The following is a 25879-nucleotide window of genomic DNA, read 5'->3' as shown; positions in this document are numbered from 1 at the left end:
ATGAATGTTTTATACCCTAAGCGATTTATAATATTGCTTGCTCTGTTGTATGTGCTGCCTGTTTTGGGCCAGTCGCCTGCTTCCTATACGTCGGCAGACATATATCTTCAATTAAAAAAACTGAAAGTATTAGGATCGGTATTGTACATCGCGGCGCATCCCGATGATGAAAATACCCGGTTGCTGGCATGGCTGGCAAGGGAACGGCTGTATCGTACCGGCTATTTATCATTAACCCGCGGCGATGGGGGCCAAAACCTCATTGGTGATGAACAGGGCATTGATCTTGGGTTGATACGAACCCAGGAATTACTGGCAGCGCGCAGAACGGATGGGGCCGAACAGTTTTTCAGCCGGGCGTTTGATTTTGGATTCAGTAAAAGTACCGATGAAGCATTAGCAAAATGGGGCAAAGAAAAAATACTCAGTGATGCGGTTTGGGTTATTCGCAAATTTCAACCCGATGTGATCATTACCCGTTTTCCTGAAGACAGCCGGGCAGGGCATGGACATCATTCGGCTTCTGCCGTAATAGCGCATGAAGCTTTTCGTGCTGCCGCAGATCCTACCCGTTTCCCTGAACAATTTAAATATGGCGTAAAACCCTGGAAGGCAAAACGGATATTCTGGAATACATTCAACTTCGGCTCAACCAATACTACCAGCAACGATCAGATGAAAATTGATGTAGGCGGTTATAATGCACTGGTAGGTAAAAGCTATGGTGAAATTGCAGCACAAAGCCGTAGTCAGCATAAGAGCCAGGGATTTGGCGTACCGGGCAGCCGGGGCGCACAGCTTGAATATTTTTCTTTAACTGAAGGCGATGCCGCGCAGAACGACCTGATGGACGGAGTAAACACCGGATGGGCAAGGGTAGAAGGTAGCGCAGCTATTGAGGCCATGATCGATGATGTGATAAAAAACTATTCTTTATCGAGCCCCGAAAACTCGGTACCTGCATTGGTGAATTTGTATAAGGCATTATCGGCGCAGCCCGATAATTACTGGAGATCGCAAAAACTGCAGGAAGTACAACAACTGATTGAAATATGCAGCGGGTTATGGCTGGAGGCGACCACCAATAATGAAATGGCTGTTGAGGGCGATACGATAAAAGTAAATATATCGGCCAATAACCGCCTCGGCGCTAATATAAAACTGAACCGCATAACACTCGATGTGCTGGATACTACGCTGGCAACAATGCTGGAACGCAATAAGAACCTGAACCTGCAAAAGTCGTTATACGTTTTTGCCACCAAACCGGTTAGTCAACCTTATTGGCTTGAGAAAAAAATGACCGAGGGTTCTTTTACTGTCGACGATCAGTTGCTGATAGGCAAACCACAGAATGAAGCAGATTACCAGGCTCACTTTGAACTGATCATTGAAGGACAATCTTTCACATTTAATAAACCTGTTCAGTACAAACATACCGATCCGGTGAAAGGCGAATTATACCAGCCGCTGGTTGTAGTGCCTTCGGCTACCGTTACAACCGACCCCAGCATAATAATTTTCCGTAAATACGAAAAGCAAAGTGCTGAGCTGGCGATTACGGTAACGGCAAACAAAGAGTTTACCGGTTATAAAGCAAAAGTGTCGAAGCGGCTTACCTATGATAATAGCACAAAAACCGATAGCAACTTTTCGCTGCAGCCGGGTGCCACACGGCAATATATTTTTAGCATAAACAACGGCATGCTTAAAGAAAAGGAGCAGGATTTTGTACAGGCCTTTGTTGAATTGAGAAACGGAAAAGAAGAACAACCCGCTTATCTGAATTTAAATAACATCCGGTACGATCATATTCCGCATATCCATTATTTTTATCAGGATGCTGTTAAAGTACTGAATATAGATATTAAAACAGTAGGGAAGAAGATCGGGTATATTGAAGGGGCCGGCGATAAAGTTACCATTGCCCTGCAGCAGATGGGCTATGAGGTAACTGTATTAAAAGAAAAAGATATTACACCAACAATATTACAACAGTTTGATGCTGTAATTACTGGTGTACGGGCTTACAATGTGCACGACTACCTCGAAGCAAAGCATGAAGTGCTGATGGATTATGTGAAGAATGGGGGCAACCTGATTGTTCAATACAATACCAGTAATTTCATAAGTTCGGTAACTTCAAAAATGGGTCCTTATCCGTTTGCCGTATCACGTAACCGGGTAACAGATGAAACCGCCAAAGTGAATTTTCTGCTGCCGAATCATCCCGTATTAAACTATCCTAATAAGATCACTGAAAAAGATTTTGATAACTGGGTACAGGAAAGAGGAATTTATTTTGCCGACCAGTTAGATGCAGCGTATGAAACGCCCTTATCTATGGCCGATCCTAATGAGCCGGAACAAAAAGGCAGCCTGATCATTGGCAATTATGGTAAAGGTAAATTTGTTTACACCGGTTTGGTGTTTTTCCGTGAGTTGCCTGCCGGTGTGCCGGGAGCCTATCGTTTACTGGCAAATATTATTGCATTAAATAAAAAGAAAGGATTTTAGATGACCCCTTTGTCAAAGCGTGAATGGTTTTTTATTATAGCTATTGTTCTTGGTCTTATTATAGGTAAACTGATAAAAAAGGTAACCATAGGACTGGCGTTGGGAATATTACTGACATTTATGGTAATTATGATATTTTCAAACAAAAAGAAATAAACCGCAGGCTCATTACATATGGCAAAGCCCGACAACGAAAAAATACCTGTATTTAAAAAGTGGAGTCATTGGTACTGGCTGGTGATGGGCTTTCAGGTATTGTTAGGGGTATTATTTTATCTGTTCACTAAATATTTTTCATGAACTTTTCCCGGTTAGACTGGATGGTACTTGTTGCTACCCTGTTACTCATAATTGTGTATGGGGTGTACCGTAGCCGTACATCCAAAAACCTGGAAGGTTTTTTTCTGAGCGACCGGCAAATGCCATGGTGGATGGTGCTGTTAAGCATTATGGGTACACAGGCCAGCGCCATCACCTTTTTAACAGCGCCGGGGCAGGCTTATAGCGATGGAATGCGTTTTGTGCAATATTACTTCGGATTGCCGTTTGTTATGGTGATCGTATGCATAACGTTTGTTCCTATTTTTCACCGCCTCAAAATTTTCACTGCTTACGAATTTCTTGAAACCCGCTTCGATGTAAAAACGAGGTTGCTTACTTCATTTCTTTTTCTGTTGTCGCGGGGACTGTCGACCGGCATCAGCATCATAGCCCCTTCTATAGTTTTGCACAGCATGCTTGGCTGGGATATAACTTTTGTTAACCTGATCATGGGCGGCGTACTCATTATTTACACCGTAAGTGGGGGAGCTAAAGCGGTAGCCTATACGCAGCAGCTGCAATTTGTTATTATTTATGCCGCCATGTTTATTGCCGCCTGGTGGGCTATTAAAATGTTGCCACCCGGCATTGGCATAAGCGAGGCGTTGCACATCAGCGGCAAATCGGGCAAGTTGAATGTAATCACTACCGGATTTACAGAAAAAGGTTTTGACTGGAAAGACAGGTATAACATATTGAGCGGTGTTATTGGCGGCTTTTTTCTGTTGCTGAGCTATTTTGGTACCGATCAAAGCCAGGTAGGACGTTATTTAACAGCACGTACCGAACAGCAAAGTAAGATCGGCTTACTGATGAACGGCCTGGTAAAAGTGCCTCTGCAGTTTTTAATTCTGTTGATTGGCGTATTTCTGTTTGCCTTTTATCAGTTCACCAAAGCACCAGCCTATTTTAATCTTGCACAGGAAAAAACACTACAGCAAAGCGCCAATGCCGCCGAATATACAGCTGCTACACAAAAATACCAGCAAATACACGACGAAAAACGAAAGACCGTAACCAGTTTAGGTAGTGCAATGAATAAGCATGATGAAGAAAGCGTTAACCGTTTGCGCGATCAGTTGCTGCAGCAACAGCAACAGGAGCAGCAGGTGCGCGATTCGGTGAAGAACATTGTTAAGAAAACGATCCCCGGTACCGATGGCAACGATACCAATTATATTTTTCTTCGTTTTGTAGGCGACTTTTTGCCAAACGGACTGGTAGGATTGATCATTGCTATTATATTTCTTGCTTCATGGAGCAGTATTGCGGCCGCATTAAATGCGCTGGCTTCGTGCACCATGGTTGATTTTCATAAACGGTTATCAAAAAGACCAACATCTCAGCTGAAAGAATATCGCTGGTCGCAGATCTATACCTTGTTGTGGGGTATATTTTGTATTGTGGTAGCCCAGTTCAGTTATAACCTTGGCAATAGTTTAATTGAAGCGGTGAACATATTGGGTTCATGGTTTTACGGAACTATATTGGGTATTTTTCTGGTGGCCTTTTATATGAAAAGAATAGGAAGCCATGCCGTTTTTATTGCCGCTATAATAGCCGAACTGGTTGTTATCGGCGTGTACTTCCTCGATCTTATTTCTTTTTTATGGCTGAATGTGATAGGGGCCTTCAGTGTGATCTTATTTAGTTTTCTGCTGCAGGCAGTTTTCTTCAAAAATCCTGAAAGAAAAGAGAAAGCAAAGTTAGTGTAGAACCAGCTCCATTTGAATATTGCTCCGTTCATACGGCGATGCATGTCCTACTACTTTTTGAAACCCTAATTTGTGGTACAGGTTGATGGCCGGCTGCAAAATGGTATTGCTTTCGAGGTAAAGTTTTTTGACGCCCAGCGATTTGGCTTTTTCAATGGCTGCTTTGCCCAGTAACCAGCCAATGCCTTTGCCCTGCGCTTTGGGCGATACAGCCATTTTGGCTAATTCATATTCATATACAGGGTCGTTCATTTTCATCAGCGCACAAACGCCTACCGGTTCATTGTTATACAGGGCAACGAAAATGAAACCGTCTTTGGCAATAATATTTTTGTGCGGATTGTCCAACGCCTTGTGGTCGGCTTCTTCCATTTTAAAGTACTTCGAAATCCATTCTTCGTTCAGCTGCTTAAAAGCTTCACGGTATGCAGGTTTGTAATCAACAATTTGCACATCATTGCCTTCGCGTTTCTTTTTTTGTTCCTGTACCCTGCGCAGCAACGATTTCTGGTTTAATAAAAACTCCCATTCTTCAATAGCCTTCCATAAATCGTTTCGCGTTTGCGATAGGGCTTCTTCAATGGCATTGGTAACATCGGTGTATTGCGGGGCAATGCTGGCTACAATGTCTTTGCCTTTTTTTGAAAGACTTACCATATTTCTGCGGCCATCTTTTTTATCTTTTTTCTCAACTACAATGCCCTGTTTAACCATTTCGCGAATGATAGTGCTCACCGATGGATGTGAATGCCCGATCTCTTCGGCAATGGCAGTTATAGTTTTATCCTGACCCTGCGATAATACATAAAATACCGGCCACCATTTGGGCTGAAGGGGCACATTATAAATAGAATATACCTGAGCTGCATCTTCGGTGATTTGCTCACTTAACCGGCGCAGGCGGCTGCCCAATGCCATTTTTCCTACAGTATTATAAAAGTTCATTATGTAAGTGCTTATATAAATTATGTAATTGATTACGTAATTTAGTACACAATTTACTGATGGCCAAAAAAAATGTGCCACACTTTCAAAAATGTGGCACATTTTGTTGCCCTTCGTTCCTTCGACTGCGCTCAGGATGCCCGGGCTGCTTCAATCATTCTTCGACCCGCCGGCAGTCGGGCAGGCTACGCTCAGAATTTTATTTCAACTTCGCCAGCAGCTTTTCATTCAACGCTACATAATCGTCGTTCTTTGCTTCTTTGGCTAACTCGATCGATTTTTTAGCCGATTCAATGGCTTCCTGTTTTTTGCCCAGTTTGGCCAGGCAATTGGCGCGCTGGTGATATGCCCAAAACGCTTTGGGATTTTGTTCCGTTGCTTTGGTAAACCAGTCAAGTGCCTGGTTCAGGTCTTTGCCGTTTTCCATATAATACAGGGCGGCGGGAAAATAAGGGATATTCTTTTTATCTTCCTGTTTCATCAATTCGCTGATCTGCGTCATTACCTTATTGTCGATTTCGGTGGTCACGGGCAGACTTACTTCTGTTTTTTCCCACGTCATGTGCAATTCGCAACTGGTTGACTTTACATTCTCAAACTGCATCGTAAAATTTTCAACCATGCTTTTAACAGCCTGTGGTTTTGCCTGTATGCGTACTACGTCCTGATCCTGTTTATAGGCAGCAGGTGAAGTAACATCCAGTTGTTTGGTTATAATGATCGTCCAGCTGCTTTTATCGGGAATGGTGAGTAACCCATATTTTCCGGCGGCAATTTTTTGACCACCGATAATTACTTCATCGCCGAATGTAATGGTAGTGGCCGAATTGGCGCCGGTGCGCCAAACTTTTCCAAATGGCACCAGGTCGCCGAATACTTTGCGCCCCTTCATACCCGGACGCGAATACGATAATTCAATAGAGGCTAATCCAAAATCCTGTTTAATGGTTTGTGTAGGCGAAGGCGCCGGTGTTTTTAAACCCTGAGCGCCGGCTGTACATGCCAGTACTAAAAGGCATACTGAAAACAATAATGTTTTTCTCATGACGAACAAATTTTCGCGAATGTAGTAAGAAAGTCGGACTTGCATTAAAACCGCACAATAACTGTAACGCGCGCTTTACGGCCTTTTAATAACATCCAGGTAGGACCTTCTTTTATTAAGCGAATAGCTTCGCTGTTGAAAGGTTGTGAGAAGGATTCTTCAACTTTAAAATCAGATAATGCTCCTTTTTTGCTTACTTCAAACGATACCACAACGTTTCCGGTTAAGGTTTCATAACCTGCGGGCGCTTTTTTATTTTTTTGAAGATATTGTTCGTAAGCTACCCATCCAAAAGTTGGTTGTGCATCCTGATCCATTGCATTGGGCAATTTATTGCGGGCTGCAACTGCTGCTCCTAATGCCGCCGCTTTTTTGGGTGATATGGGTGTTACTTCAACTTCATTAAGGGCAAGGGTGGCAGGCTGCAATTGAAGCTGGTTCATAGCCGCATTATTTTGCAGCCTGAAGTTTTGTTTTGCATATCCTGCAACATTCACAGCTACATCCACTACCGAATCTTTTACCGGAATTTTAAAAAAGCCCGATTTATCGGTCATGAAATTGTTGTTGTTATTGGGTATTTGCAAATAGGCATAAGCGATAGGGTTGTTACGATGATCGGTGACGCGGCCTTTTACAAATCCTGATAAATTTTTATCCAATGCTGACGCAAACCTGGCAACGGTATCGTGCTTACCAATGGTAATCAATTCTGTTTCTCTGTCTTCAAAATCAACTTCGGCTTTTTTAGCCCTGGCTGCGGCTTGCGTTTGAGGCGCAACAGGTTTTGCTGCGGCTACTTCCTTATTTTCTAAAGATTCTATTGCCGCGTCATTTTTAAGCGAGCGTTTGGCCAAATCTGCATTTACCGAATCTTTCGTTGTGTAGGAATAATAGGATGCGTTAGGAGGGGCTGCCCGGCCCGTAAATAATTTGGCTTTTGCTTTACCATTTTTATACCGTCTACCGGCATCCTGTGTGGCTGCAACTGCGTTCGACTGTTCCATTACTGCGGAATCAGTGGGCACTGATAACTGTTTATTATCATGTAATGGCGCCGCCGGAACATTTTGTTGGGCTGTAGTTGTTTTTTGTTCAGACGTTTCAGTTTTGGCTATGCTAACATTACTTTCAGGGGTATTGGAAATATTACTATATATCCAAACACCTGTAATAATTAATACTACAGCTGCTGCAGCTGCCTGCCACCAATGGAAAGCTATAACCCGGGCCTTTTTACCGGTTACAGTTGTTCGGGTTTGAAACTGCTGTTGCAATTCCTGTAACTGACCGGTAACAACGCTTTCATCATGATCTTGCATTGCCTGCTGCATACCCTCAATAGCATCGGCCAGAAAAGGATCGTCCAAGGCTGCTTTTTCCATAGCATGCATTTCTTTGGCCGATAGCTTGCCCTGCACATATCGCTGAATATCTGCCGCTGAATAATGAGTTATATGGTCATGGTTGGCATTCATGATACCCGTTCAACCTTGTCAATTTATTTTTTAAAACTTCTATATAAAATTATGTTTTCAACTTCTTACGGATTACTATCAATTCAGATTTCTGACTTCCGGCTTCTGACCTCCGACTTCAGTTTTCTCCATACATATTTTTAAATTTCGCCTGCCATTTTGTATAAAGCTCCGCACTTTATTCCATTCAATTCCGGTAGCTTCTGAAATTTCTTTATAACATTTGTTCTGTAAATAAAACAACTCCACCGCTACCTTTTGTTCATTCGATAAAGTTTGCAAACAATGCTCCAGTTTTTGCAGGTTTTCTTCCTTCAACAGTACGCCATTCAGATGCACATCTTCTTCTAATTGCATACTCTCTGGCTTAAATTCCGTTGTTTTCAGGTTTTTAGGGGTGCGCAGCTGCATCAGGCAGTAATTTTTAGCCAGGGTATACAGCCAGCTTTTAAAATTATCTACTTCGTGCCGGGGCAATTTTTGCACCAGCTCTTCAAATATCTGCATTACAGCGTCTTTGGAGGCCTCGGGCTGCTTCAGGTATTTAAGGCAAACACCGTACAACAACTCCATATAACGTTGAAACAGAACAGCCAGCACCTCCATATTACCGGAAGTGCGAAAGAGGTTGACCAGTTCCTTATCTGGCAACTCATTGTTTGGTATGTTCTTTAAAAATGCCACCGACGGGTTAAAATTAACAAAAGATATAAAAAGTAGTATATGTAATTAATTGTAATACGGCATCCTTATGAATTGCGTATTTATTTCTTCATCCCAAAAACAATTATAGCTATGAATTTTAAGAACAAGCCATTGGTGCTGCTGTTTATGAGTATAGCCATTGCTTTTATTGCGCTGGCAGCTTTTACTCACGATAATAATACTAAGACGGTTAACCGGCCTATTAGTTGCAGCATGCCGCCTCAAAAAGCCTGCATTTTCAGAACGCTCATAGGGGCAGAATCTTTTGATACGGCTGCCGTAAAATATGATCCCCGGTTAACAGAAGCAGCCATTCGAAACGGATTAAACTGGATTGTTGAGGCCCAGCAAAATAATGGCGGATGGGGCGCCGGCAGCCATTATAACCAAAATGTAAACGATCCTCACGCTGTTCCTGCCGACCCTGCCGCAACTGCTCTCGTGGGCATGGCGCTGTTACGTACTGCCGACAAACCTTTTGAAGGGAAGTATGCCATACAGTTAAAAAATGCAGTGAATTTTTTGTTGAAAGAAGTCAATAACGCTTCGCCGCAATCAACCACTATTACCAGTTTAACCAACACACAACCTCAAATTAAACTGGGCCGGAATATCGATGTGATATTAACCGCCCAGTTCCTGAGCAATGCCCTGAAGTATAAGGATATAAATGCTGAATTAAAAAAAGATATGCAGGATGCGTTGCAAAAATGTATTGCAAAAATTCAAAAAGGACAGGATACCGATGGCGGCTGGAAAGATGGCGGCTGGGCCCCGGTATTGCAATCAGCCCTGGCCAACAACGCCCTTGAAAGCGTAAAAGAACAGGGCTATAAAGTTGACAGTATTGTTATGGAACGTTCGAGAAATTATCAGAAAAATAATTATGATGCCAAAACCAATTCGGTAGTTACGGGTAAAGCTGCAGGCGTTTTATTGTATTCGGTAAGCAGCTCGGCACGTGCCAGCGCCAAAGAAGCCAAACAGGCTAAAGAAAAAATTGAACTGGCCAAAAAGCAGGGAAAATTAAAAGACGACGACAAAGTAACCGAAGATAACCTGGTAAAAGCCGGTTATACAAAAGCCGAAGCGCAAAAGTATGCCACTGCCTATGAAATTCAGGGCGCTGCCGTTAACAGGGCGCAGGAAACCAATGTAATGAATGGCTTTGGCAGCAATGGCGGCGAAGAATTTTTAAGCTATTTAATGACCGGTGAATCGCTGATCATCGGCGGCGGCAATGAATGGAAAACATGGTATGAAAAAATGAGTGGCCGTTTGGTACAGATACAAAATAACGATGGCAGCTGGAATGGTCACCATTGCATTACCAGCCCCGTGTTTTGCACCGCAACCTGTTTGCTGATTTTGTCGATAGATAAAGATATGCAATAAACCACAGGATACAAGTTACAGGTTGCAGGTTTCAGGTTTCATGGAATCTGCACTTCAGGACTTGTTTCTATTTGCCGGCCTGTATCCTGCAACGTGTAACCTGTAACCTTTTGTCACTTCCTTTTGTGCCTTGTTCCCTTGTAACTTTTTTTGATACTGGTTTATGTAATCTTTCCGGCGGCAGCATCCAGTATAACAAATGTAAGATGTATGCGAAAATCTTTACACCTGCAGGTACCCGAACCCTGCCATGAAAACTGGAACAAAATGACTCCCAATGAACAGGGACGTTTTTGCTTATCCTGCAGCAAAACGGTGGTGGATTTTAGTATGATGACAGATAAAGAGCTGCTGGATTATTTTTCAACCGCCAGTCACAACGTTTGTGGCCGTTTTGCGAATGATCAGTTAAATAAAGACATTCAGGCAACGAAGAATAAAAAACGTTTTTCATTTGCTTATTGCTGGAACCTTCTACTGGCTACTTTATTATTTACAGAAACCAATGCGCAGGTTAAGCGGGTAAAGCCTAAGAAACCTGTTATAACCGATGCACGCCTTAGACCTACAATGGGCATAGTGGCCTATGTTGGCGATGAACTGAACACCGAAATAATACCCATACAGCTAAATGGGCATGTGTATGATTTTACCACCAACGAACCCATTGATGGCGCCAGTATAAATATTAAAAAAAGCAACAAAGGCACATCGGCCGATTCATTGGGCAATTTCAAATTAATGGTTGAAAAGAAGGAACCGTTTGAACTGGAGATCAGCGCTGTTGGATATGAAACGCAAATAATACCGGTTGATAAAAATACCAATTGGCATAATTTGAAAGTTATGCTGAAACCCAAAGCCGACGAACTGTCGCCCGTTGAGGTAATTTCGTATGGCGTCGTTGGCAAGTTACAAATACGTACCACCGGAAGTGTTCGAAAAGTTGCGATAGATACGGTATCTGTTAAAAATTCCGTGGTGCAAAAAATTGATTCTATCATATGCCGCATCAGCGAACCTTTTAAAAAGGAATTGAAAATATATCCCAATCCGGTTTTACGTGGGAATCCCATTCAGGCACGGGTAGCATTAAAACAAACCGGCGAATATAAAATGGAGTTATTAAGCGCTGCCGGAGAAGTGATGCAGGTTCAAAACTTAATAGTGCATTCCACCGGGCAGGTGGTTGCCATTCCAACACAAACTTCGTGGAGCGGTGGCATTTATTTCATTCGCATTACGGCTCCCGGCACAAAAAAATTATATCAGGGCAAAGTGTTGCTGCAGTAACATTATAACCATGCTGCCGATAAAGCTATGCTCCGGTTATGCAATTTTACACATCGCTGCATCTAATAGTAAATAGCATGTATGCCTGAGTCTTTATAGGATTTTGGCGCCGCACACAAAAAATATTTATCAGGCTAAGGTACTTTTACAATAACGGTTTCGGCTACGTTTTCATCAACTGAGGTCATCAGTCGGTTTTCATTTAATACGAGGTGGTGATTATTTAGATTTCATGGTTCCATACCGGTCGAAAGGCCGGTATTTTTATTGCCATTGCCCATTGCCTACTGCCTATTGTTTAAACGCCGGATGAAACTGGAGCAACGTATCGCGCAAAAACTCACGATCGAGGTGCGTGTAAATTTCGGTAGTGGTAATGCTTTCGTGCCCCAGCATTTCCTGTACGGCACGCAGGTCGGCGCCCCCCTCGACCAGGTGAGTGGCAAAGGAATGCCTGAATGTATGCGGAGATATATTCTTCGTAATACCTGCTTTTTTAACCAGCTCTTTCAGCATTAAAAATATCATCACTCTTGTAAGCTTTGCCCCCCGGCGGTTCAAAAACAAAATGTCTTCATGGCCTTTTTTTACCGGCACATGCACCCTGATGTCCCTTTTATAAATAGTGATGTATTTGATAGCCGATTGTCCGATAGGCACCAGCCGTTCTTTATCGCCTTTACCGGTTACCCGTATAAAACCTACATCAAGATAAAGGGCCGATAATTTCAGGTTAACCACTTCGCTTACCCGTAAGCCGCAGCTGTACATGGTTTCAAGAATAGCTTTATTGCGGCCGCCTTCGGCTTTGCTTAAATCAATTTGCCCAATGATGTTTTCGATTTCTTCAAAAGTGAGCACATCGGGCAATGCCCGTTTCAATTTGGGGGCTTCGAGTAGGGTAGTGGGGTCTTTGGTAACAATATTTTCAATGAGGCAGTATTTGTAAAAAGAACGTATGCCTGAAATGATACGCGCCTGCGAGGTGGGCGTCATGCCCAGTTCACTTACCCACCTGATAAATTGCTGCAGATCGGGTAGTGTTACAGTGCCCGGTGCGAGGGCATTATTTTTTTCCTGAAAAAATTGGGTAAGCTTTTCTATGTCGCGCAAATAAGCCTCTACCGAATTATCAGAGAGCGATCTTTCGAGTTGCAAAAATGCCTTAAATCCTTTTTTATAAGGTTCCCACATAGTATACACAAATAAACAAAATAATTTGCTGGCTTGTGGGGGGGGCTTGCTTTTGTGTATGCAAATGGCCTTAGCGCTACTATATCCTTCCGCTTAAGTTTCTTTTGAATACCGGCCGGGTTTAGGCTAATATTTAGTTATCTTAAGTCCGTACCATCTCCGTACCAGGGCCGTACTATCTCCGTTAATTATATGGACTTAATACGGATTTTTTATGCTTTTAATACGTTTATAATAAGAAGATAGGGTAGCGTAATTACAGCGTTGTACCAAACCTTAACGCGGAGATGGGAGAGGAGGCAAATGAAGCTGTGTCCTACGATTGCATAGTAATTGACTTATTCGAAAATTTGAAATACAAGCCGGTATCTGTTATATTCGTTGTTTAATTAACCCATTGCGTCATCTTAAAATCAACTACAGAAAATGCTGCTCAGTTTGCGCAAAATGAAAAACAAAATGCTCCTCAACCGCTCTGCATTCAGACGGTTTTTAACAAAACTTGAAAAAAATCCACCACGCAGATTAGACAGTCTTGCCGTAGAAACTGATAAGCTGGTTTGGGCCGAAACGGATTGCCTCGCCTGCGCCAACTGCTGCAAAACCATGACGCCTACTTTTACCGATAAAGATGTTAAACGCATTTCAGCGCATTTGAACATGACAGAAGAAGCTTTCCGAAAAAAATGGCTGAAAAAAGACCGTTCGGGCGACTGGGTGAATGTTAAACAGCCCTGCCAGTTTTTAAACCTGAAGGATAATAAATGCTCGATTTATGAAGTGCGGCCAATAGATTGCTCCGGTTTTCCGCACCATACCCGCCGCCACATGACCGATTATATACACGTTTTTAAACAGAATGTTGAGTATTGCCCGGCTACGTTCAGGCTGATAGAACGGATGATGGAGAAAGTAGAGTTAAAAGGCTAAAAGGTTGACAAGTTAACAAGTTGACAGGTTAACTTGTTAACTAATCAACTGATCAACTTTTCAACTACAGGAACACATCTTCAATAAAAAAGAATTCAGGCGATTGATTATTGAGCAATGTAATCGATAATATATTGTACTGCACCTGCTGCCAGTTCGGGTACTGGTACTGAAATGCCCGGGCACCATTCAGTATGTGTTGTAATTTCTTTCGCGAAACGCTTTCTTCGGGATAGCCAAAATTTAGTGATCGCCGTGTTTTTACTTCAATAAAATGAAGCACATTATCGCGGGTAGCTATAACATCAATTTCATACCTTGAATAGCGCCAGTTGCGATGCAGAATGGTAAAGTTTTGTTTCTGCAAATAATCCACGGCCATATCTTCGCCCTTTTTACCGGTGTCGTGATGGTGGTAGCCCATATCTTTGTAACATTGCAAATTGTTGAAAAGAAAGGCGCGGATGCTTTATCTGATCAGAGGCTTATACGATATGATTGTGGTATGAATATACAAAAAACAGATTATGCACAACACTAAAATATTTAAACTACAGGGAAAAGTTCAGCATTATGCCTGGGGCGGTTCTGACTTTATTCCCTCTCTGCTGCATGTTCCCAATGCCGAAAAAAAGCCTTTTGCCGAATACTGGATGGGCGCCCATGATAATGTACCTTCTGAAGTAATTTTACCAAACGGTAGCCAACAACCGCTGAATGCGTTTGTTAAAAGCAATGCGGCCGGTGTATTGGGCGAATCGGTGAACAGCCGTTTCGGGCGCCTGCCTTACCTGTTTAAGGTACTGGATGTAAAAGATATGTTGAGCATTCAGGTACACCCTACCAAAAAAGCCGCTGAATCGGCTTTTGCAGCTGAAAATATGAAGGGCACAGCGCTGAATGCCCCGAACCGGAATTATAAAGATGATAACCATAAGCCCGAGCTGATGCTGGCATTGAGCGATTTCTGGCTTTTACATGGTTTTAAATCGCCACAGGCTCTGGTGACCATCTTACTCGAAACACCCGAACTGCAGTTTCTGGTACCGGTGTTTGATAATAAAAATTACCATGCTTTGTACGAACTGGTAATGACGATGGACCAGCAGGAAGTGAACGAGCACCTGCAACCCCTGCTCGATCGCATCGTTCCTTTATACGAAAAAGGATTTTTAAACAGAAGCCAGGAAGATTTCTGGGCTGCCCGTGCTGCTAAAACTTTTTGTGAGCCCAATAGAATCGACCGCGGTATATTTTCTGTTTACTTTTTTAACCTGGTAAACCTGAAACAGGGTGAAGCCATTTTTCAGGATGCAGGTATTCCGCATGCTTATCTCGAAGGACAGAACATGGAAATCATGGCTAACTCTGATAATGTACTGCGCGGCGGTTTAACCAATAAATACATCGATGTGCCTGAGTTAATGCATCATACAAAGTTTGAACCGGTAATCCCTAACGTTTTAAAAGGAACTGCCGGAGCAATTGCCGGTGAAACAGTATTTCCAACACCGGCTGCGGATTTTGAACTGCGCAGGCTGGTTTTAAAAGCCGGTAACCCTGTTGTTGTGCCTGCGGCTACTTCAGAGATATTTTTTGTGTTTGAAGGAAATGCACAGGCAATCGATGGGAACAATACTATTTCCCTTCAAAAAGGAGAAGCGATGCTGGCAGTTGCCGGCGCTGCTTTCAATTTACAGGGCGATGGCGTTGTGTTCAGGGCTACGGTGCCTGCATAAGCAATGGCCGGCCCGTATCAATCTTTTGAGTTATTTTTGTAGAACATTATATGTTTTATATGAAAATCAATAAATCAATCATCTGGTCGCTGGTGTTAATGATTGTTGTGGCAGCGTTGTACCGGGTAATCCCCGGCCGTCCATATGGTTTTGCTCCGCAAATTGCGTTGGCCCTGTTCAGCGGTGCTATTATAAAAGATAAAAGATGGGCATTTGCTTTACCGCTTTTGTCGATGTTTATTTCCGACTTAATATATCAGGGATTGTTTGCTGCCGGTCTTTCGCCCCTATGGGGATTTTATCCCGGCCAATGGGTCGATTACCTGGCATTTGCATCAGTAACTGTTTTTGGATTTTTAATTAAAAGAATAGCTGTTGTAAATGTATTGCTGGTATCGCTGGCAGCACCCACTTATTTTTTTATGGTGAGCAACTTTTTAACCTGGACCGGTTTAAACGGATATGATATGTATCCGAAAACATGGCCCGGTTTAATGAACTGTTATACTGCCGCCATTCCTTTTTATAAATATAGTGTGATCGGTACTGTTGTATTCAGTGCTATACTGTTTGGAAGCTGGTATTTCATCAGCCGCCGCTCGCACAAGCCGGTTGCTATTGCGTAATTATCTGCTAAAAATATTTTGAAGCCATTGCTTAATTGCGATGGCTTTTTTTATGTACCCGGCTGATGAATAACTATCAGGCTTCTCTTGCGTCGCACTCTTCAGCGTTCAGAACATTGCTGCACTGTTTTGCCAACTCAGAACTTAAGACTCCATTTCAAATCCTTCGTCAACCTGTAATCTGTTTCCATCGGCTGCGGCTGTTGCCAGTTCATCGCAGCGATTATTGAACGGGTTTTCGGCATGCCCTTTTACCCAAACAAAACGGATCTGATGTTTTTTTGACAGCTCATGATAATGCGTCCACAGGTCCCTGTTCTTTTTTCCGCCTTTGAAATTAGTGGCGATCCAGTTTTTCAACCAGCCTTCCATAACGGCTTTCACCACATACTGACTATCGGAATAAATAGTAATTTTTAAACCTTCGCGGTTTAATGCTTCAAGGGCGGCGATAACTGCCATCAGTTCCATGCGATTGTTGGTGGTACGGCGGTAACCGCCTGATAATTCTTTACGGCTATTACCCCATTGCAAAATAGCACCATAACCACCCGGTCCGGGGTTACCACGTGAGGCGCCATCTGTATAAATAACTAATTCTTTATTGGAAGTTGACATATGGTAGTTGCGAAACTACTTAAATCTCTTTATTCTTTTAGTCCCGCTTCGCGGGACATTTTTTAAGCTAAGAGGATATAAGAGTAAAAAAAGAAAAAAGAGAGATTTCTATTTCTCAAAAAGCAATTGTGTATGCAGGCGGTCCGTAATTTAAAATAAAATCAACGTCTCTTTTTTCTCGTTTTCTCTTTTATTCTCTTGGCCACTGCACAAGATGGGCGCCGGTGCCCTTTAAAAAGTAAAAATGAGAAAAAAAGAGAACCCTTTCACTTTTAAACCTGTATTACCCCTGTATTGAATGGAGGTATATCAGGATTATGATCGGCTGCAGCAATACTTTCAGATATGATCCGGCGGGTTTGTCCGGGATCAATAATCGCATCTACCCATAAACGGGCGGCTGCATAGTAAGGTGTTGTTTGTTTATCGTAACGACCTTTTATTTCAGAAAGCAATTTTTGTTCGTCTTCGGGGCTTACTTCGCTGCCTTTTGCTTTCATGGCCTGTACCTGTATCTGCAACAGGGTTTTTGCTGCCTGATCGCCACCCATAACGGCTATTTTGGCGCTGGGCCATGCATAAATAAAGCGCGGATCGTATGCTTTGCCGCACATGGCATAATTGCCGGCGCCATATGAATTACCTATAACGATGGTTATTTTAGGTACTACTGAATTAGCTACCGCATTTACCATTTTGGCCCCATCTTTTATAATGCCCGAATGCTCGCTGCGCGACCCCACCATAAAACCGGTAACATCCTGCAAAAATACCAGCGGTATCTTTTTTTGATTGCAGTTCATGATAAAGCGGGCAGCCTTATCGGCGCTGTCGTTATAAATAACACCGCCCATTTGCATTTCGCCTTTGGCGTTTTTTATCACAGTGCGTTGATTGGCCACAATACCTACCGCCCAGCCATCGATGCGGGCATAGCCGCATAAAATGGTTTTGCCATAATCCTGTTTAAACTGTTCAAAGGCCGAATCATCAACAATGCGTTCAATGATCTCCAGCATATCGTAGGGGCGGGTAGCATCTGCCGGCATAATGCCATAAATTTCTTCTTCTTTTTTCTTAGGCAGTTTGGCGGTACTGCGGTCGAAACCGGCTTTGGTATGATGTCCCAGCTTCGACATGATCTTTTTTACCTGGTCAAGGCATTCTTGTTCGGTGTTGAATTTATAATCGGCAATACCGCTGATCGCATTGTGGGTGTTGGCGCCGCCTAAAGTTTCTGCATCAATATTTTCGCCAATGGCTGCTTTTACAAGATAAGGACCAGCCAGGAATATAGAACCATTGCCTTCAACCATCAGCGTTTCATCGCTCATGATAGGCAGATAGGCCCCTCCGGCCACACAGGCACCCATAACGGCTGCAATTTGAGTAATACCCATTGCGCTCATGCGTGCGTTGTTGCGAAAAATGCGGCCGAAATGTTCTTTATCGGGAAAGATCTCATCCTGCATGGGAAGAAATACACCGGCACTGTCGACCAGATAAATCACCGGCAGGTGGTTTTCCATGGCAATTTCCTGCAGGCGGAGGTTCTTTTTTGCGGTGATTGGAAACCAGGCGCCGGCCTTTACGGTTTGATCGTTGGCTACGATAACGCATTGACGACCACTTACATATCCTACACCTGCCACGGTACCGCCGGCCGGGCAACCACCCTGTTCTTCATACATATCCAAACCGGCAAAAGCGCCGATTTCGATAAAGGGTGTATCGGCATCTGCGAGATACTCAATCCGCTCACGGGCGGTCAGTTTGTTTCTTTCCTTTTGTTTGGCAATCGCTTTTTTGCCTCCTCCGAGCGACACCTGAGCCAAACGTTGCCACACTTCGCTGAGGGCCCGTTTCATTACGTCCTCGTTCCGGTTAAATTCAAGATTCATAAATTCAATGTGCTAATTTGCTAATTAGCAAATGTGCTAATTAGTTTCTGATTATCGAAATTGTTCGTCAATGCCCCAGGCCCTTATATCCAAAACCCAAAATTTATCACATCAGCACATTATCGAATTAGCACATTTACTTAACTACGGCAATCGCCATACCGTCATATTCCTTTACTCCCACCATTTGCACAATGGTAGCGGTAACAGCCGTACTGGCTCCCAGCATATTGTTGAAGCGTTGGGCGCCGATCACTCTTTCATCACCCGGATTGTCGTCGAGCACCTGTCCTTCGCGAATTACATTATCAGCCACGATCAAAGTACCGGGGCGCGACAACCGAAGCGCCCATTGAAAATATTCTGCATAAGGCGGTTTATCGGCATCGATAAAGATCATATCAAAAGGTCCGGCTTTTTCGTTGAACAACTGCGGTAACATATCAAGCGCTTTTCCTACTCTTATATCTACCTGTGATGCCAAACCGGCGCGTTCAATATTTTTTTGTGCTACTTCAGCATGCTTCGGGTCTGCTTCCAGCGAAATAAGTATGCCTTCTTTGGGCAATGCCCTTGCCATCCAGATGGTGCTGTAACCGGCCAGGGTGCCCAGTTCCAATATATTTTTGGCATTACAAAGCAGCGCCAGTATCTGCAGAAACTTACCCTGGTTGGGCGATACGCTGATGGCCGGCATACCGGCCTCATCTAATGAGCGGGTGGCTGCAATCAGCGCTTCATCTTCATCGGCCAGCAGGTTACTGATATAATGATCAACAGATTCAAAAAGTTTATTGTCCATTTTTTATTTCCGGTATTTGTTTTATGAATTCAACAAAAGAGAAAATATTGCTATCCTTTGTATACAATTTTAATTTTTCAAGTATAGCCGGATATTCTGAGAAGAAAGGCAGCAGGTTCTGTTTGGCCTGCTCATATTTTTTTTCGCGCATGCGCGTCAACACCGGAAAAGCGGCATACTCCTGTTTATCTTCCTTTGTTTTTTCAAAGATTATATTGGGATAAGTTACAATACCGCCCTGCACTGCATCATAACCGTAATACAGCACATAATAAATATTGATCTTACCGGTGTAAACTACCTGTCCGAACGTTTGTTTAATATCCGACATCTTATTCAGTAATGTATACGATTCGCCATATACGGTTAAATCGGAAAGTGTTTTAAACTGAAGACTGTCGGTTTGAAAGCCGGTTAAATCGGTGAAACCGTATTTAACTGCAACGTCCTGTTCTGTGGTTTTAAAGCGAAGCTTTTCGGTGGGAGAGGGGAACCATTTTATGAATCCTTTTTTGGGCGTACCATCTTTCAAAAAAATTGTACCGGGTACAAAGTTTTTTGCAAAAGGATAGTTTTGTGCGGTTACAGTGCCGGATAATAATATAAAAGCAGCAATCAGATAAATTTTCATAACAACATGCAAATGTGATAATTTGATAATTTGAAAATTTGAAAATGGGGAACCTGAGTTTCCTGATCACTTTGGCAGATTCGGGTACCTTATTAGCAAATTAGTACATTTTTGTGTTAGCTAATTGTAGTTTAACAGCCTCATTTTCAAATTTTCAAATTGTTATATTTTCAAATTGCTGTTTTGGTAACTCTTCAAGTTTGCATTTTCCTTACTTTTAAGATGCTATGTGGAGGAAAAAAACTGCCTGGTTAGTATTAATAGGTCTGGCCATTTTTATAAAAATCTTTTCTTTATTTCCCGATGCGGTTGAAAAATACTATGCATCGGGTTTTTATCCTGTTGTGTCTCAAATTCAGCGCATTATATTTGGATGGCTGCCCTTTAGCGTAGGTGATCTGCTATACGGGGCGGTGATCATATGGCTGATATATAAGGTGTATTATACTACGAGGCGCATTGTTAAGCGAACAACCACCCGGGAATACTGGTTCAACGCATTACTGCAAACCGGTTTTATAGTATTGATGGTGTATGTGCTGTTTAACGTGTTGTGGGGATTAAATTATAATCGCCGCGGGGTGGCTTACCAGCTGGGTTTAAAGGTTGAACGTTATTCGAAAAACGACCTGGTTCAATTAATGCAACAATTGGTTGAACGGTTAAACGCTCTCGAGGAGCAATCGCGCACCAACCGGCTATCGATAAAGCGGAAAAAAATATTGTTCAAAGGCGCTGCATCGGCCTACGATCAGCTGGCGCGTACCGAAGGCGATTTCAAATATTCATTTCGATCGGTAAAGCCGTCGCTGTATAGTTATTTGGGCAATTATCTTGGTTATACGGGATATTACAATCCGTTTAGCGGCGAAGCGCAGGTGAATACCACTGTGCCCCTGTTTGTGCAACCTTTTACCACCTGTCATGAAATTGGTCATCAGTTAGGGTATGCAAAGGAAAATGAGGCCAATTTTTCAGGTTATTTATCTGCCAAATCTTCTAATGATCCAATCTTTCGTTACTCGGTATACTTCGATCTGTATGCCTATTCGAGATATTATTTATATGCGCAGGATTCGGTTACTGCCCGCCAGCTGGATAGTCAGTTGCATGTGGGTATAAAAGACGATTATCGCGAATTAAGAAACTTTGTAATAAAGTATCGGAACCCGGTAGAAGTAATTATCGATAAACTGTACGGGCAATACCTCAAAGCCAATAACCAGCCCTCGGGCAAGTTAACCTATAACGAGGTGGTTGCCTGGCTGGTGGCGTATTATAAGAAATTTGGGAAAGACGCTATTTAATTTGCTAATGTGATGATTTGCTAATGTGATAATGGTTGGGCGATGAAACATCAACGAATTAGCTAATTAGCAAATTATCACATTATCGCATTAGAATTTATTCTTCCACATCATACTCTCCACCGGTTTATTGGGCTGACCGCTGTATTTCGCGTCTTTTTTCTGGTTGTATTTAATGGCAATTTCACCCTCTACCGGGAAGTAGATCAGCTGGCCGATAGGCATGCCTTTATACACTTTTACAGGCTGTTTAACCGATATTTCGAGCGTCCAGTTACCGCAAAACCCAACATCGCCTTTACCGGCTGTGGCATGAATATCGATGCCGAGCCGGCCGGTAGATGATTTTCCTTCGAGGAAGGGTACATGGGCATGCGTTTCGGTATATTCTTCGGTAACCCCGAGGTAAAAAATATGGGGATATAGCACAAACCCGTCGTCGGGTATTTCGAAATGTTCGATTTCATTGTGTTTTTTTGCATCCAGTATGTGCTCACGGTAGGTGGCCAGGTATTTACCAAGGTGTACATCGTACGAATTACTGCCCAAACATTCCCTCCTGTACGGCTCAATGCGGATGGTTCCTTTCTCTATTTCTGCCAGTATGCGTGTATCCGACAAAATCATGTGATGTGATTGATTTATATTTGGGTGCAATGTAAAATCTAAAACGCTACTGTGGCATTGTTTTATCAACATAATATTAACGAAAGTACAAAGTTGGGCATCTGGCGTATTGAAGAACCGGAGGCATTTTATCTCGAAAAAGTGCCTTTAAAGAAGGGTGTTTCGCATCCTTATAAAAGGCTGCAGCACCTGGCGGGGCGCTATTTGCTGCCAACGCTGTATGCCGATTTTCCGCTCGAAGAAATACTGGTAGCCGATACCCGCAAGCCCTTTCTCGAAAGAGAACAATATCACTTTTCCATTTCGCACGGCGGAAATTTTGCCGCCGCTATTGTGAGCAGCCGCTACAGGGTAGGGGTAGATATTGAGCTGGTTTCGCCTCGCATTATTGCCATTTCGCATAAATTTCTACACCCCGATGAAAAGGCTTTTCTGAATGAGTGGACGCACCTGCCCAAAATGCACCTTGAACTGAATACAGTTATGTGGAGCGCCAAAGAAGCCGTTTATAAATGGTACGGACATGGCGAGCTCGATTTCAGGCAGCATATGCAGTTAGCAGGCGCTATTACCTTCAGGTCCGACGAAACGATCGTACTTCCCTTCATATTTCAAAAGAAACAACCCATACAATTAACCGTAGAGGCCAGGATCTTTGATCAGCTGGCACTTGCGTGGGTAATAACAGGGAATAATATACGGGATTAAGCTTCTGCCATTCTATTTGAATTGTCGGTTTGTTATATTATTTTGGGGCAAAATCTTTAATCGAAATGAAAAAGACCCTTACACTGGCGTCCTTAGCCCTTCTTTTGTTTTCCTGTGCCCCTAAAATTTATAAGTCGGCCGAATTTGACAGCGCCCTTGCCAAACACAAAACGGTAGCTATTTTACCGGCGTCTGTATCAATGCAGCTCAGGCCAAATGAAGCCAAAAAAGTTACGCCCGAACAATTTGCCGATATGGTAAATAAAACCTCCCTTGAAATTCAGGATAAAATGTACAGCTGGTTTTTAAGAAGGTCCGATAAAATGCATTATACGGTAACGTTTCAGGATGTAACCAAAACAAATGCACTGCTCAAAAGCGCCAACATCAGCATCAGCGACCTGGCTACGAAAGACCGGGCCGAACTGGCCAAACTGTTAGGTGTGGATGCAGTTTTGCAAAATAGTTCGAAAATGGAAAAACCCATGTCGGAAGGCGCTGCTGTGGCAGTTGGCTTACTGGTAGGGGCATGGGGCTCAACCAATAAAGTATCAACAACGATCAATATTCACGATGGTAAAACGGGCAACCTGTTATGGAAATATGATTACGATGCTTCCGGCAGTGTAGGCAGCTCTACCGAAAATCTGATTAATGCTCTGATGCGCAATGCTTCGAAAAAGTTCCCATATAAAAGCTAAGAAAGTTGTAAGTTATTATAAGTATTAAGTAATAAGGGTAGGTCGTTACAAACCTACCCTTATTATTTATTGCTGACTTCCGATCTTCGTTATTCATCAAGCAACACGGTATCTCCCTCATCTGCGAGGTTCAGCTGAATACTATCGCTTCCGGCAATACCTTCAATGGATCCTTTGATATGCGCCGCATTCAGTAATACTTTTTCGAGTTGCTTTTCGCGTGCCTTCCACAGCTTTTCCATGGCATCGCGTTCTTTTTGTATCGACTGTTTCATGGCCTGAAAACCTTCGCGGATCGCTTTCCACTGTTCGGCAAATTCATTGCTGGTTAAATAGGCATACAACATGTGCATTTTATCGCCTCTGTTTTCCTGCGTTTTGGCAGCCATATATACTTTTACAATTCCTTCGCGCAGCACATGCACCAGGGAGGCTACTTCGCTGAAAGAACAGATATAAATGCCATCTATCTGGCCAAATCTTTCGAGTTGTTCGGGCAATGCCTGTGTAACAATAACACCTACATCGGCCGAGGTGCTGCGCATATCGGCCTTTAGCTTTTCGATCCAGTGCTTATCAAAATGTTTGGTGCGTTTGCTTTCAAAAATAATTTTACCGCATTCCTGGCCTACACTATTGCGAATGGTTAAAATACAGTCGGCCCCGCGCACACCCTTGCCCACCTCGCAAACCAGGTCGAAAGGGAATGCTGATTTAAGCATTTCCTCAAGAATCAGTTCCTGCACCTCGCCTTGTAATTGCATGGAACCTTGTTCGGCCTTGCGTTTCATTTCTTCGGCCAGTTTCTTCTGGTCTTCGAGCTGTTTTTCCAGCTCGCGCACCCTTAACTGGTACTCTGTTTCTTTGGCGGCGGTTTTTTGTTCTTCGAGCTTTCGCAGCTCTTCAGATAGTTTTGATCTTTCTTCCTGTAATTTTCGCTGAACCGATATTTCCAGCTCGGCTTCTTTATTTTTCAGCTCCTGTTCTTTTTTCAAAAACTCAAGCTCTTTTTTTCGCGACAGGACCAGTTTTTCTTCGTGATCTTTATTTGTTTGCTCCAGTATGCGCAGTTTGTTCTCAAAGTCTTCGCTGATGGTTTTGCGAAGGTTTTCTTCCATCGACTTTTGTAACCTGACAGATTCTTCCTGAAATTGTTTGGCAAACTCAGCTTCTTTATTTTGAGCCAATTGCACCAGTTCTTTTTCTCGCCGGGCAAATTCCTCTTCTTTCTGCTTTTTAAAGCTCAGCATCTGTTCGCGCAATTCTTTCTTATATTCTTCAGATACAGCATCTTCTATTGCAAACTTATGACCACAACTGGGGCACTTGATATCTGTTGCCATGAACCGTATTTTGCGCAATTTAAGGAAAAGCATTGGGGGCTGGTGAAAACAGGCAGCAGGCAGGGCAACCCTTCGGCTTCGCTCAGGCCCAATGGTCAATCGTCAATTTGTTCCCGTCAGGGACATAATACCGGTAGAAGAAGGATTATAAATCAGGAAGAACGTCCTGTAAGGACAGGACATTCGAGGTTCGATAATGAAGATCTTACATTTTAATCAATGAATTACATTTGTAAAACTTAGCTCTCCTGGTTCGCCCCAAACGGGACGATAATACGCTTTATGATTTTTTCTACCTATATTTTGTGCCTGCGGGCACTACCAGGTCATCAACTGCTTAACTAAACGACATTGAGTTGTCAATAGTGAACAGGATATCGGTAATTACCCGTATGTGAACATATTGCCATACAGGTAAACTCTTATTTCTTCGTTCATACTTCATACTTCTTACTTCCGGCTTCCGACATCCGACATCCGACTTCGATTTTTTTCACAATTCAAAAATCTTTTTATTATTTTCGTATAGCCTGCACTATGGCTCCCCGTGCAGGGCCCAACCGATAGTAACTCAATCAGAGATTATGTGTGTTTCCCTTTCCCATCAGACTGGAAACAATGTGTGCCTTGTGCTGAAAACCAGAATGTACAAGTAATTGCGATCCTGTACAATATGTAAACCGTGATGCCCTTCCGGAACAATATCACCGGTTTAAGCTTCGAAGTTATTACTGTAATGTTGCGATACTCTCTAACAGGTAGCCTAAAATGAGTGATAATAAATTTCAGATTGACCGATTGCTGCGTGAGGTACGACAAAATCGCGACCGCCTGCTCGAGTATCTTTTTCATCGTTATTACCACCAGTTTTTTTTAATGGCTATGGAATTTATTCGTGATTCACAACAGGCTAAAGATGTGATGCAGGAAATCTTTATCGCCCTGTCGGCCCGTTTGCACGAACTGAACACTACCGAAAGCGTAGAAGATTTTTTACGTGTGGCTACCCGTGATGCCTGTATGCAATACCGGCAACAGCTGCGCGATAAAAATAAAAATGATGCACGTTTATCCGACTGGCCTGCCGTTGATGATCATACGGCAGAAAATGCATTGATACAGGCAGAAGTTATTTTAACCATTGAAAAAGAGATCGACAAGCTGCCGAAAGAACGCAAAAAAGTAGTATTGCACTGGTATGAAGGATTTTCATATAAAGAAATCGCTAATAAGTTAGACCTGAGCGAGCAAACAGTTCGGAACCAGAAATCACTGGCTATACTTAATTTAAGAAAGGCCCTGTTTAAGAAAATATTTGAATAGTAGTATGGCAATTTT

At 42.9% G+C, this 25879-nt stretch carries 24 protein-coding genes; 12 read left to right on the top strand and 12 right to left on the bottom strand.

Going from position 1 to position 25879, the window contains the following annotated elements; all coding sequences use genetic code 11:
• The 3 genes from AC59IL_RS13195 (at nt 1) to AC59IL_RS13185 (ending at nt 4553) form a co-directional block, all read left to right on the top strand.
• Complete coding sequence (locus tag AC59IL_RS13195) at nt 1-2517, top strand: PIG-L family deacetylase (protein WP_496552610.1); 2517 nt, start codon at nt 1-3, stop codon at nt 2515-2517.
• A 174-nt stretch (nt 2518-2691) separates the two neighbouring features.
• Complete coding sequence (locus AC59IL_RS13190; protein WP_496552609.1) at nt 2692-2817, top strand: hypothetical protein; 126 nt, start codon at nt 2692-2694, stop codon at nt 2815-2817.
• On the top strand, nt 2814-4553 hold the full coding sequence (locus tag AC59IL_RS13185) for a sodium:solute symporter family protein (RefSeq protein WP_496552608.1): 1740 nt from the start codon (nt 2814-2816) through the stop codon (nt 4551-4553). Before AC59IL_RS13190 ends, AC59IL_RS13185 begins: the two co-directional genes overlap by 4 nt.
• Here the strand turns inward: AC59IL_RS13185 and AC59IL_RS13180 are convergent.
• The 4 genes from AC59IL_RS13180 to AC59IL_RS13165 form a co-directional block, all read right to left on the bottom strand.
• A complete protein-coding gene (locus tag AC59IL_RS13180) occupies nt 4545-5498 on the bottom strand; it encodes a bifunctional helix-turn-helix transcriptional regulator/GNAT family N-acetyltransferase (protein WP_496552607.1) in 954 nt (317 codons plus the stop codon). The genes AC59IL_RS13185 and AC59IL_RS13180 overlap by 9 nt on opposite strands.
• Before the next feature lie 199 nt (nt 5499-5697).
• Nucleotides 5698-6543, bottom strand: a complete 846-nt coding sequence (locus tag AC59IL_RS13175; RefSeq protein ID WP_496552606.1) for a DUF2911 domain-containing protein — start codon at nt 6541-6543, stop codon at nt 5698-5700.
• 44 nt (nt 6544-6587) lie between these two features.
• A complete protein-coding gene (locus tag AC59IL_RS13170; RefSeq protein ID WP_496552605.1) occupies nt 6588-8021 on the bottom strand; it encodes a carboxypeptidase-like regulatory domain-containing protein in 1434 nt (477 codons plus the stop codon).
• Between the two features lie 78 nt (nt 8022-8099).
• Nucleotides 8100-8672 carry an RNA polymerase sigma factor gene (locus AC59IL_RS13165; RefSeq protein ID WP_496552604.1) on the bottom strand — a complete coding sequence of 191 codons (573 nt, stop codon included), beginning with the start codon at nt 8670-8672 and terminating at the stop codon, nt 8100-8102.
• Nucleotides 8673-8816: 144 nt separating this feature from the next.
• Between AC59IL_RS13165 and AC59IL_RS13160 the strand changes: the two genes are divergently transcribed.
• The gene (locus AC59IL_RS13160) at nt 8817-10121 is read left to right on the top strand and encodes a prenyltransferase/squalene oxidase repeat-containing protein (RefSeq protein WP_496552603.1); all 1305 of its coding nucleotides are present in this window, start codon (nt 8817-8819) and stop codon (nt 10119-10121) included.
• A 210-nt stretch (nt 10122-10331) separates the two neighbouring features.
• Complete coding sequence (locus AC59IL_RS13155) at nt 10332-11414, top strand: carboxypeptidase-like regulatory domain-containing protein (protein WP_496552602.1); 1083 nt, start codon at nt 10332-10334, stop codon at nt 11412-11414.
• A 291-nt stretch (nt 11415-11705) separates the two neighbouring features.
• Here AC59IL_RS13155 and xerD read toward each other — a convergent pair whose 3' ends face one another.
• Nucleotides 11706-12608: a site-specific tyrosine recombinase XerD gene (gene xerD, locus AC59IL_RS13150; RefSeq protein ID WP_496552601.1), complete on the bottom strand. Its 903-nt coding sequence runs from the start codon at nt 12606-12608 to the stop codon at nt 11706-11708.
• Between the two features lie 459 nt (nt 12609-13067).
• Between xerD and AC59IL_RS13145 the strand changes: the two genes are divergently transcribed.
• On the top strand, nt 13068-13538 hold the full coding sequence (locus tag AC59IL_RS13145) for a YkgJ family cysteine cluster protein (protein ID WP_496552600.1): 471 nt from the start codon (nt 13068-13070) through the stop codon (nt 13536-13538).
• Nucleotides 13539-13602: 64 nt separating this feature from the next.
• Here the strand turns inward: AC59IL_RS13145 and AC59IL_RS13140 are convergent, their stop codons facing one another.
• Nucleotides 13603-13962: a YraN family protein gene (locus AC59IL_RS13140; protein ID WP_496552599.1), complete on the bottom strand. Its 360-nt coding sequence runs from the start codon at nt 13960-13962 to the stop codon at nt 13603-13605.
• A gap of 103 nt (nt 13963-14065) precedes the next feature.
• Here AC59IL_RS13140 and manA point away from each other — a divergent pair, with 103 nt between their 5' ends.
• Together manA and AC59IL_RS13130 are read left to right on the top strand one after the other, a co-directional pair.
• Complete coding sequence (manA, locus tag AC59IL_RS13135; protein WP_496552598.1) at nt 14066-15277, top strand: mannose-6-phosphate isomerase, class I; 1212 nt, start codon at nt 14066-14068, stop codon at nt 15275-15277.
• Nucleotides 15278-15336: 59 nt separating this feature from the next.
• A complete protein-coding gene (locus AC59IL_RS13130; protein WP_496552597.1) occupies nt 15337-15903 on the top strand; it encodes a DUF6580 family putative transport protein in 567 nt (188 codons plus the stop codon).
• Nucleotides 15904-16047: 144 nt separating this feature from the next.
• Here the strand turns inward: AC59IL_RS13130 and rnhA are convergent, their stop codons facing one another.
• From rnhA to AC59IL_RS13110, 4 genes are all read right to left on the bottom strand, one after another.
• The gene (rnhA, locus tag AC59IL_RS13125) at nt 16048-16521 is read right to left on the bottom strand and encodes a ribonuclease HI (protein WP_496552596.1); all 474 of its coding nucleotides are present in this window, start codon (nt 16519-16521) and stop codon (nt 16048-16050) included.
• A gap of 272 nt (nt 16522-16793) precedes the next feature.
• Nucleotides 16794-18422 carry an acyl-CoA carboxylase subunit beta gene (locus AC59IL_RS13120; protein WP_496552595.1) on the bottom strand — a complete coding sequence of 543 codons (1629 nt, stop codon included), beginning with the start codon at nt 18420-18422 and terminating at the stop codon, nt 16794-16796.
• Between the two features lie 136 nt (nt 18423-18558).
• On the bottom strand, nt 18559-19224 hold the full coding sequence (locus AC59IL_RS13115) for a catechol O-methyltransferase (protein ID WP_496552594.1): 666 nt from the start codon (nt 19222-19224) through the stop codon (nt 18559-18561).
• The gene (locus AC59IL_RS13110) at nt 19214-19855 is read right to left on the bottom strand and encodes a hypothetical protein (protein ID WP_496552593.1); all 642 of its coding nucleotides are present in this window, start codon (nt 19853-19855) and stop codon (nt 19214-19216) included. Before AC59IL_RS13110 ends, AC59IL_RS13115 begins: the two co-directional genes overlap by 11 nt.
• A gap of 227 nt (nt 19856-20082) precedes the next feature.
• Between AC59IL_RS13110 and AC59IL_RS13105 the strand changes: the two genes are divergently transcribed.
• Entirely contained in the window at nt 20083-21162 is a 1080-nt protein-coding gene (locus tag AC59IL_RS13105; protein WP_496552592.1) for a DUF3810 domain-containing protein, read from the top strand.
• A 90-nt stretch (nt 21163-21252) separates the two neighbouring features.
• On the opposite strand, the gene dcd is transcribed toward AC59IL_RS13105, so the two are convergent.
• Nucleotides 21253-21789 (bottom strand): dCTP deaminase, encoded by a 537-nt coding sequence (gene dcd, locus AC59IL_RS13100; protein WP_496552591.1) that lies wholly within the window; start codon nt 21787-21789, stop codon nt 21253-21255.
• A gap of 51 nt (nt 21790-21840) precedes the next feature.
• On the opposite strand from dcd, the gene AC59IL_RS13095 reads away from it, so the two are divergent.
• Both AC59IL_RS13095 and AC59IL_RS13090 read left to right on the top strand, forming a co-directional pair.
• Nucleotides 21841-22497 carry a 4'-phosphopantetheinyl transferase family protein gene (locus AC59IL_RS13095; RefSeq protein ID WP_496552590.1) on the top strand — a complete coding sequence of 219 codons (657 nt, stop codon included), beginning with the start codon at nt 21841-21843 and terminating at the stop codon, nt 22495-22497.
• 65 nt (nt 22498-22562) lie between these two features.
• Nucleotides 22563-23198, top strand: coding sequence for a hypothetical protein (locus tag AC59IL_RS13090; protein ID WP_496552589.1), 636 nt, complete (start codon nt 22563-22565; stop codon nt 23196-23198).
• Nucleotides 23199-23287: 89 nt separating this feature from the next.
• On the opposite strand, the gene AC59IL_RS13085 is transcribed toward AC59IL_RS13090, so the two are convergent.
• On the bottom strand, nt 23288-24541 hold the full coding sequence (locus AC59IL_RS13085) for a DUF2130 domain-containing protein (protein WP_496552588.1): 1254 nt from the start codon (nt 24539-24541) through the stop codon (nt 23288-23290).
• Between the two features lie 768 nt (nt 24542-25309).
• Between AC59IL_RS13085 and AC59IL_RS13080 the strand changes: the two genes are divergently transcribed.
• The gene (locus AC59IL_RS13080; protein ID WP_496552587.1) at nt 25310-25864 is read left to right on the top strand and encodes an RNA polymerase sigma factor; all 555 of its coding nucleotides are present in this window, start codon (nt 25310-25312) and stop codon (nt 25862-25864) included.
• Nucleotides 25865-25879 lie beyond the last annotated feature (15 nt).

Source organism: Niastella sp. sgz303648, assembly GCF_059587045.1.
This window is presented reverse-complemented; position numbering and strand designations above follow the sequence as displayed.

Bases quoted from the DNA above. Each gene is read 5' to 3' on its own strand.
- AC59IL_RS13190 (WP_496552609.1), top strand. From the start codon at position 2,692: ATGGCAAAGCCCGACAACGAAAAAATACCTGTATTTAAAAAGTGGAGT.
- AC59IL_RS13145 (WP_496552600.1), top strand. From the start codon at position 13,068: ATGCTCCTCAACCGCTCTGCATTCAGACGGTTTTTAACAAAACTTGAA.
- xerD (WP_496552601.1), bottom strand. From the start codon at position 12,608: ATGTGGGAACCTTATAAAAAAGGATTTAAGGCATTTTTGCAACTCGAA.
- AC59IL_RS13195 (WP_496552610.1), top strand. From the start codon at position 1: ATGAATGTTTTATACCCTAAGCGATTTATAATATTGCTTGCTCTGTTG.
- AC59IL_RS13185 (WP_496552608.1), top strand. From the start codon at position 2,814: ATGAACTTTTCCCGGTTAGACTGGATGGTACTTGTTGCTACCCTGTTA.
- AC59IL_RS13140 (WP_496552599.1), bottom strand. From the start codon at position 13,962: ATGGGCTACCACCATCACGACACCGGTAAAAAGGGCGAAGATATGGCC.
- AC59IL_RS13130 (WP_496552597.1), top strand. From the start codon at position 15,337: ATGAAAATCAATAAATCAATCATCTGGTCGCTGGTGTTAATGATTGTT.
- AC59IL_RS13085 (WP_496552588.1), bottom strand. From the start codon at position 24,541: ATGGCAACAGATATCAAGTGCCCCAGTTGTGGTCATAAGTTTGCAATA.
- manA (WP_496552598.1), top strand. From the start codon at position 14,066: ATGCACAACACTAAAATATTTAAACTACAGGGAAAAGTTCAGCATTAT.
- rnhA (WP_496552596.1), bottom strand. From the start codon at position 16,521: ATGTCAACTTCCAATAAAGAATTAGTTATTTATACAGATGGCGCCTCA.
- AC59IL_RS13120 (WP_496552595.1), bottom strand. From the start codon at position 18,422: ATGAATCTTGAATTTAACCGGAACGAGGACGTAATGAAACGGGCCCTC.
- dcd (WP_496552591.1), bottom strand. From the start codon at position 21,789: ATGATTTTGTCGGATACACGCATACTGGCAGAAATAGAGAAAGGAACC.
- AC59IL_RS13155 (WP_496552602.1), top strand. From the start codon at position 10,332: ATGCGAAAATCTTTACACCTGCAGGTACCCGAACCCTGCCATGAAAAC.
- AC59IL_RS13175 (WP_496552606.1), bottom strand. From the start codon at position 6,543: ATGAGAAAAACATTATTGTTTTCAGTATGCCTTTTAGTACTGGCATGT.
- AC59IL_RS13115 (WP_496552594.1), bottom strand. From the start codon at position 19,224: ATGGACAATAAACTTTTTGAATCTGTTGATCATTATATCAGTAACCTG.
- AC59IL_RS13080 (WP_496552587.1), top strand. From the start codon at position 25,310: ATGAGTGATAATAAATTTCAGATTGACCGATTGCTGCGTGAGGTACGA.
- AC59IL_RS13160 (WP_496552603.1), top strand. From the start codon at position 8,817: ATGAATTTTAAGAACAAGCCATTGGTGCTGCTGTTTATGAGTATAGCC.
- AC59IL_RS13105 (WP_496552592.1), top strand. From the start codon at position 20,083: ATGTGGAGGAAAAAAACTGCCTGGTTAGTATTAATAGGTCTGGCCATT.
- AC59IL_RS13090 (WP_496552589.1), top strand. From the start codon at position 22,563: ATGAAAAAGACCCTTACACTGGCGTCCTTAGCCCTTCTTTTGTTTTCC.
- AC59IL_RS13180 (WP_496552607.1), bottom strand. From the start codon at position 5,498: ATGAACTTTTATAATACTGTAGGAAAAATGGCATTGGGCAGCCGCCTG.
- AC59IL_RS13170 (WP_496552605.1), bottom strand. From the start codon at position 8,021: ATGAATGCCAACCATGACCATATAACTCATTATTCAGCGGCAGATATT.
- AC59IL_RS13110 (WP_496552593.1), bottom strand. From the start codon at position 19,855: ATGAAAATTTATCTGATTGCTGCTTTTATATTATTATCCGGCACTGTA.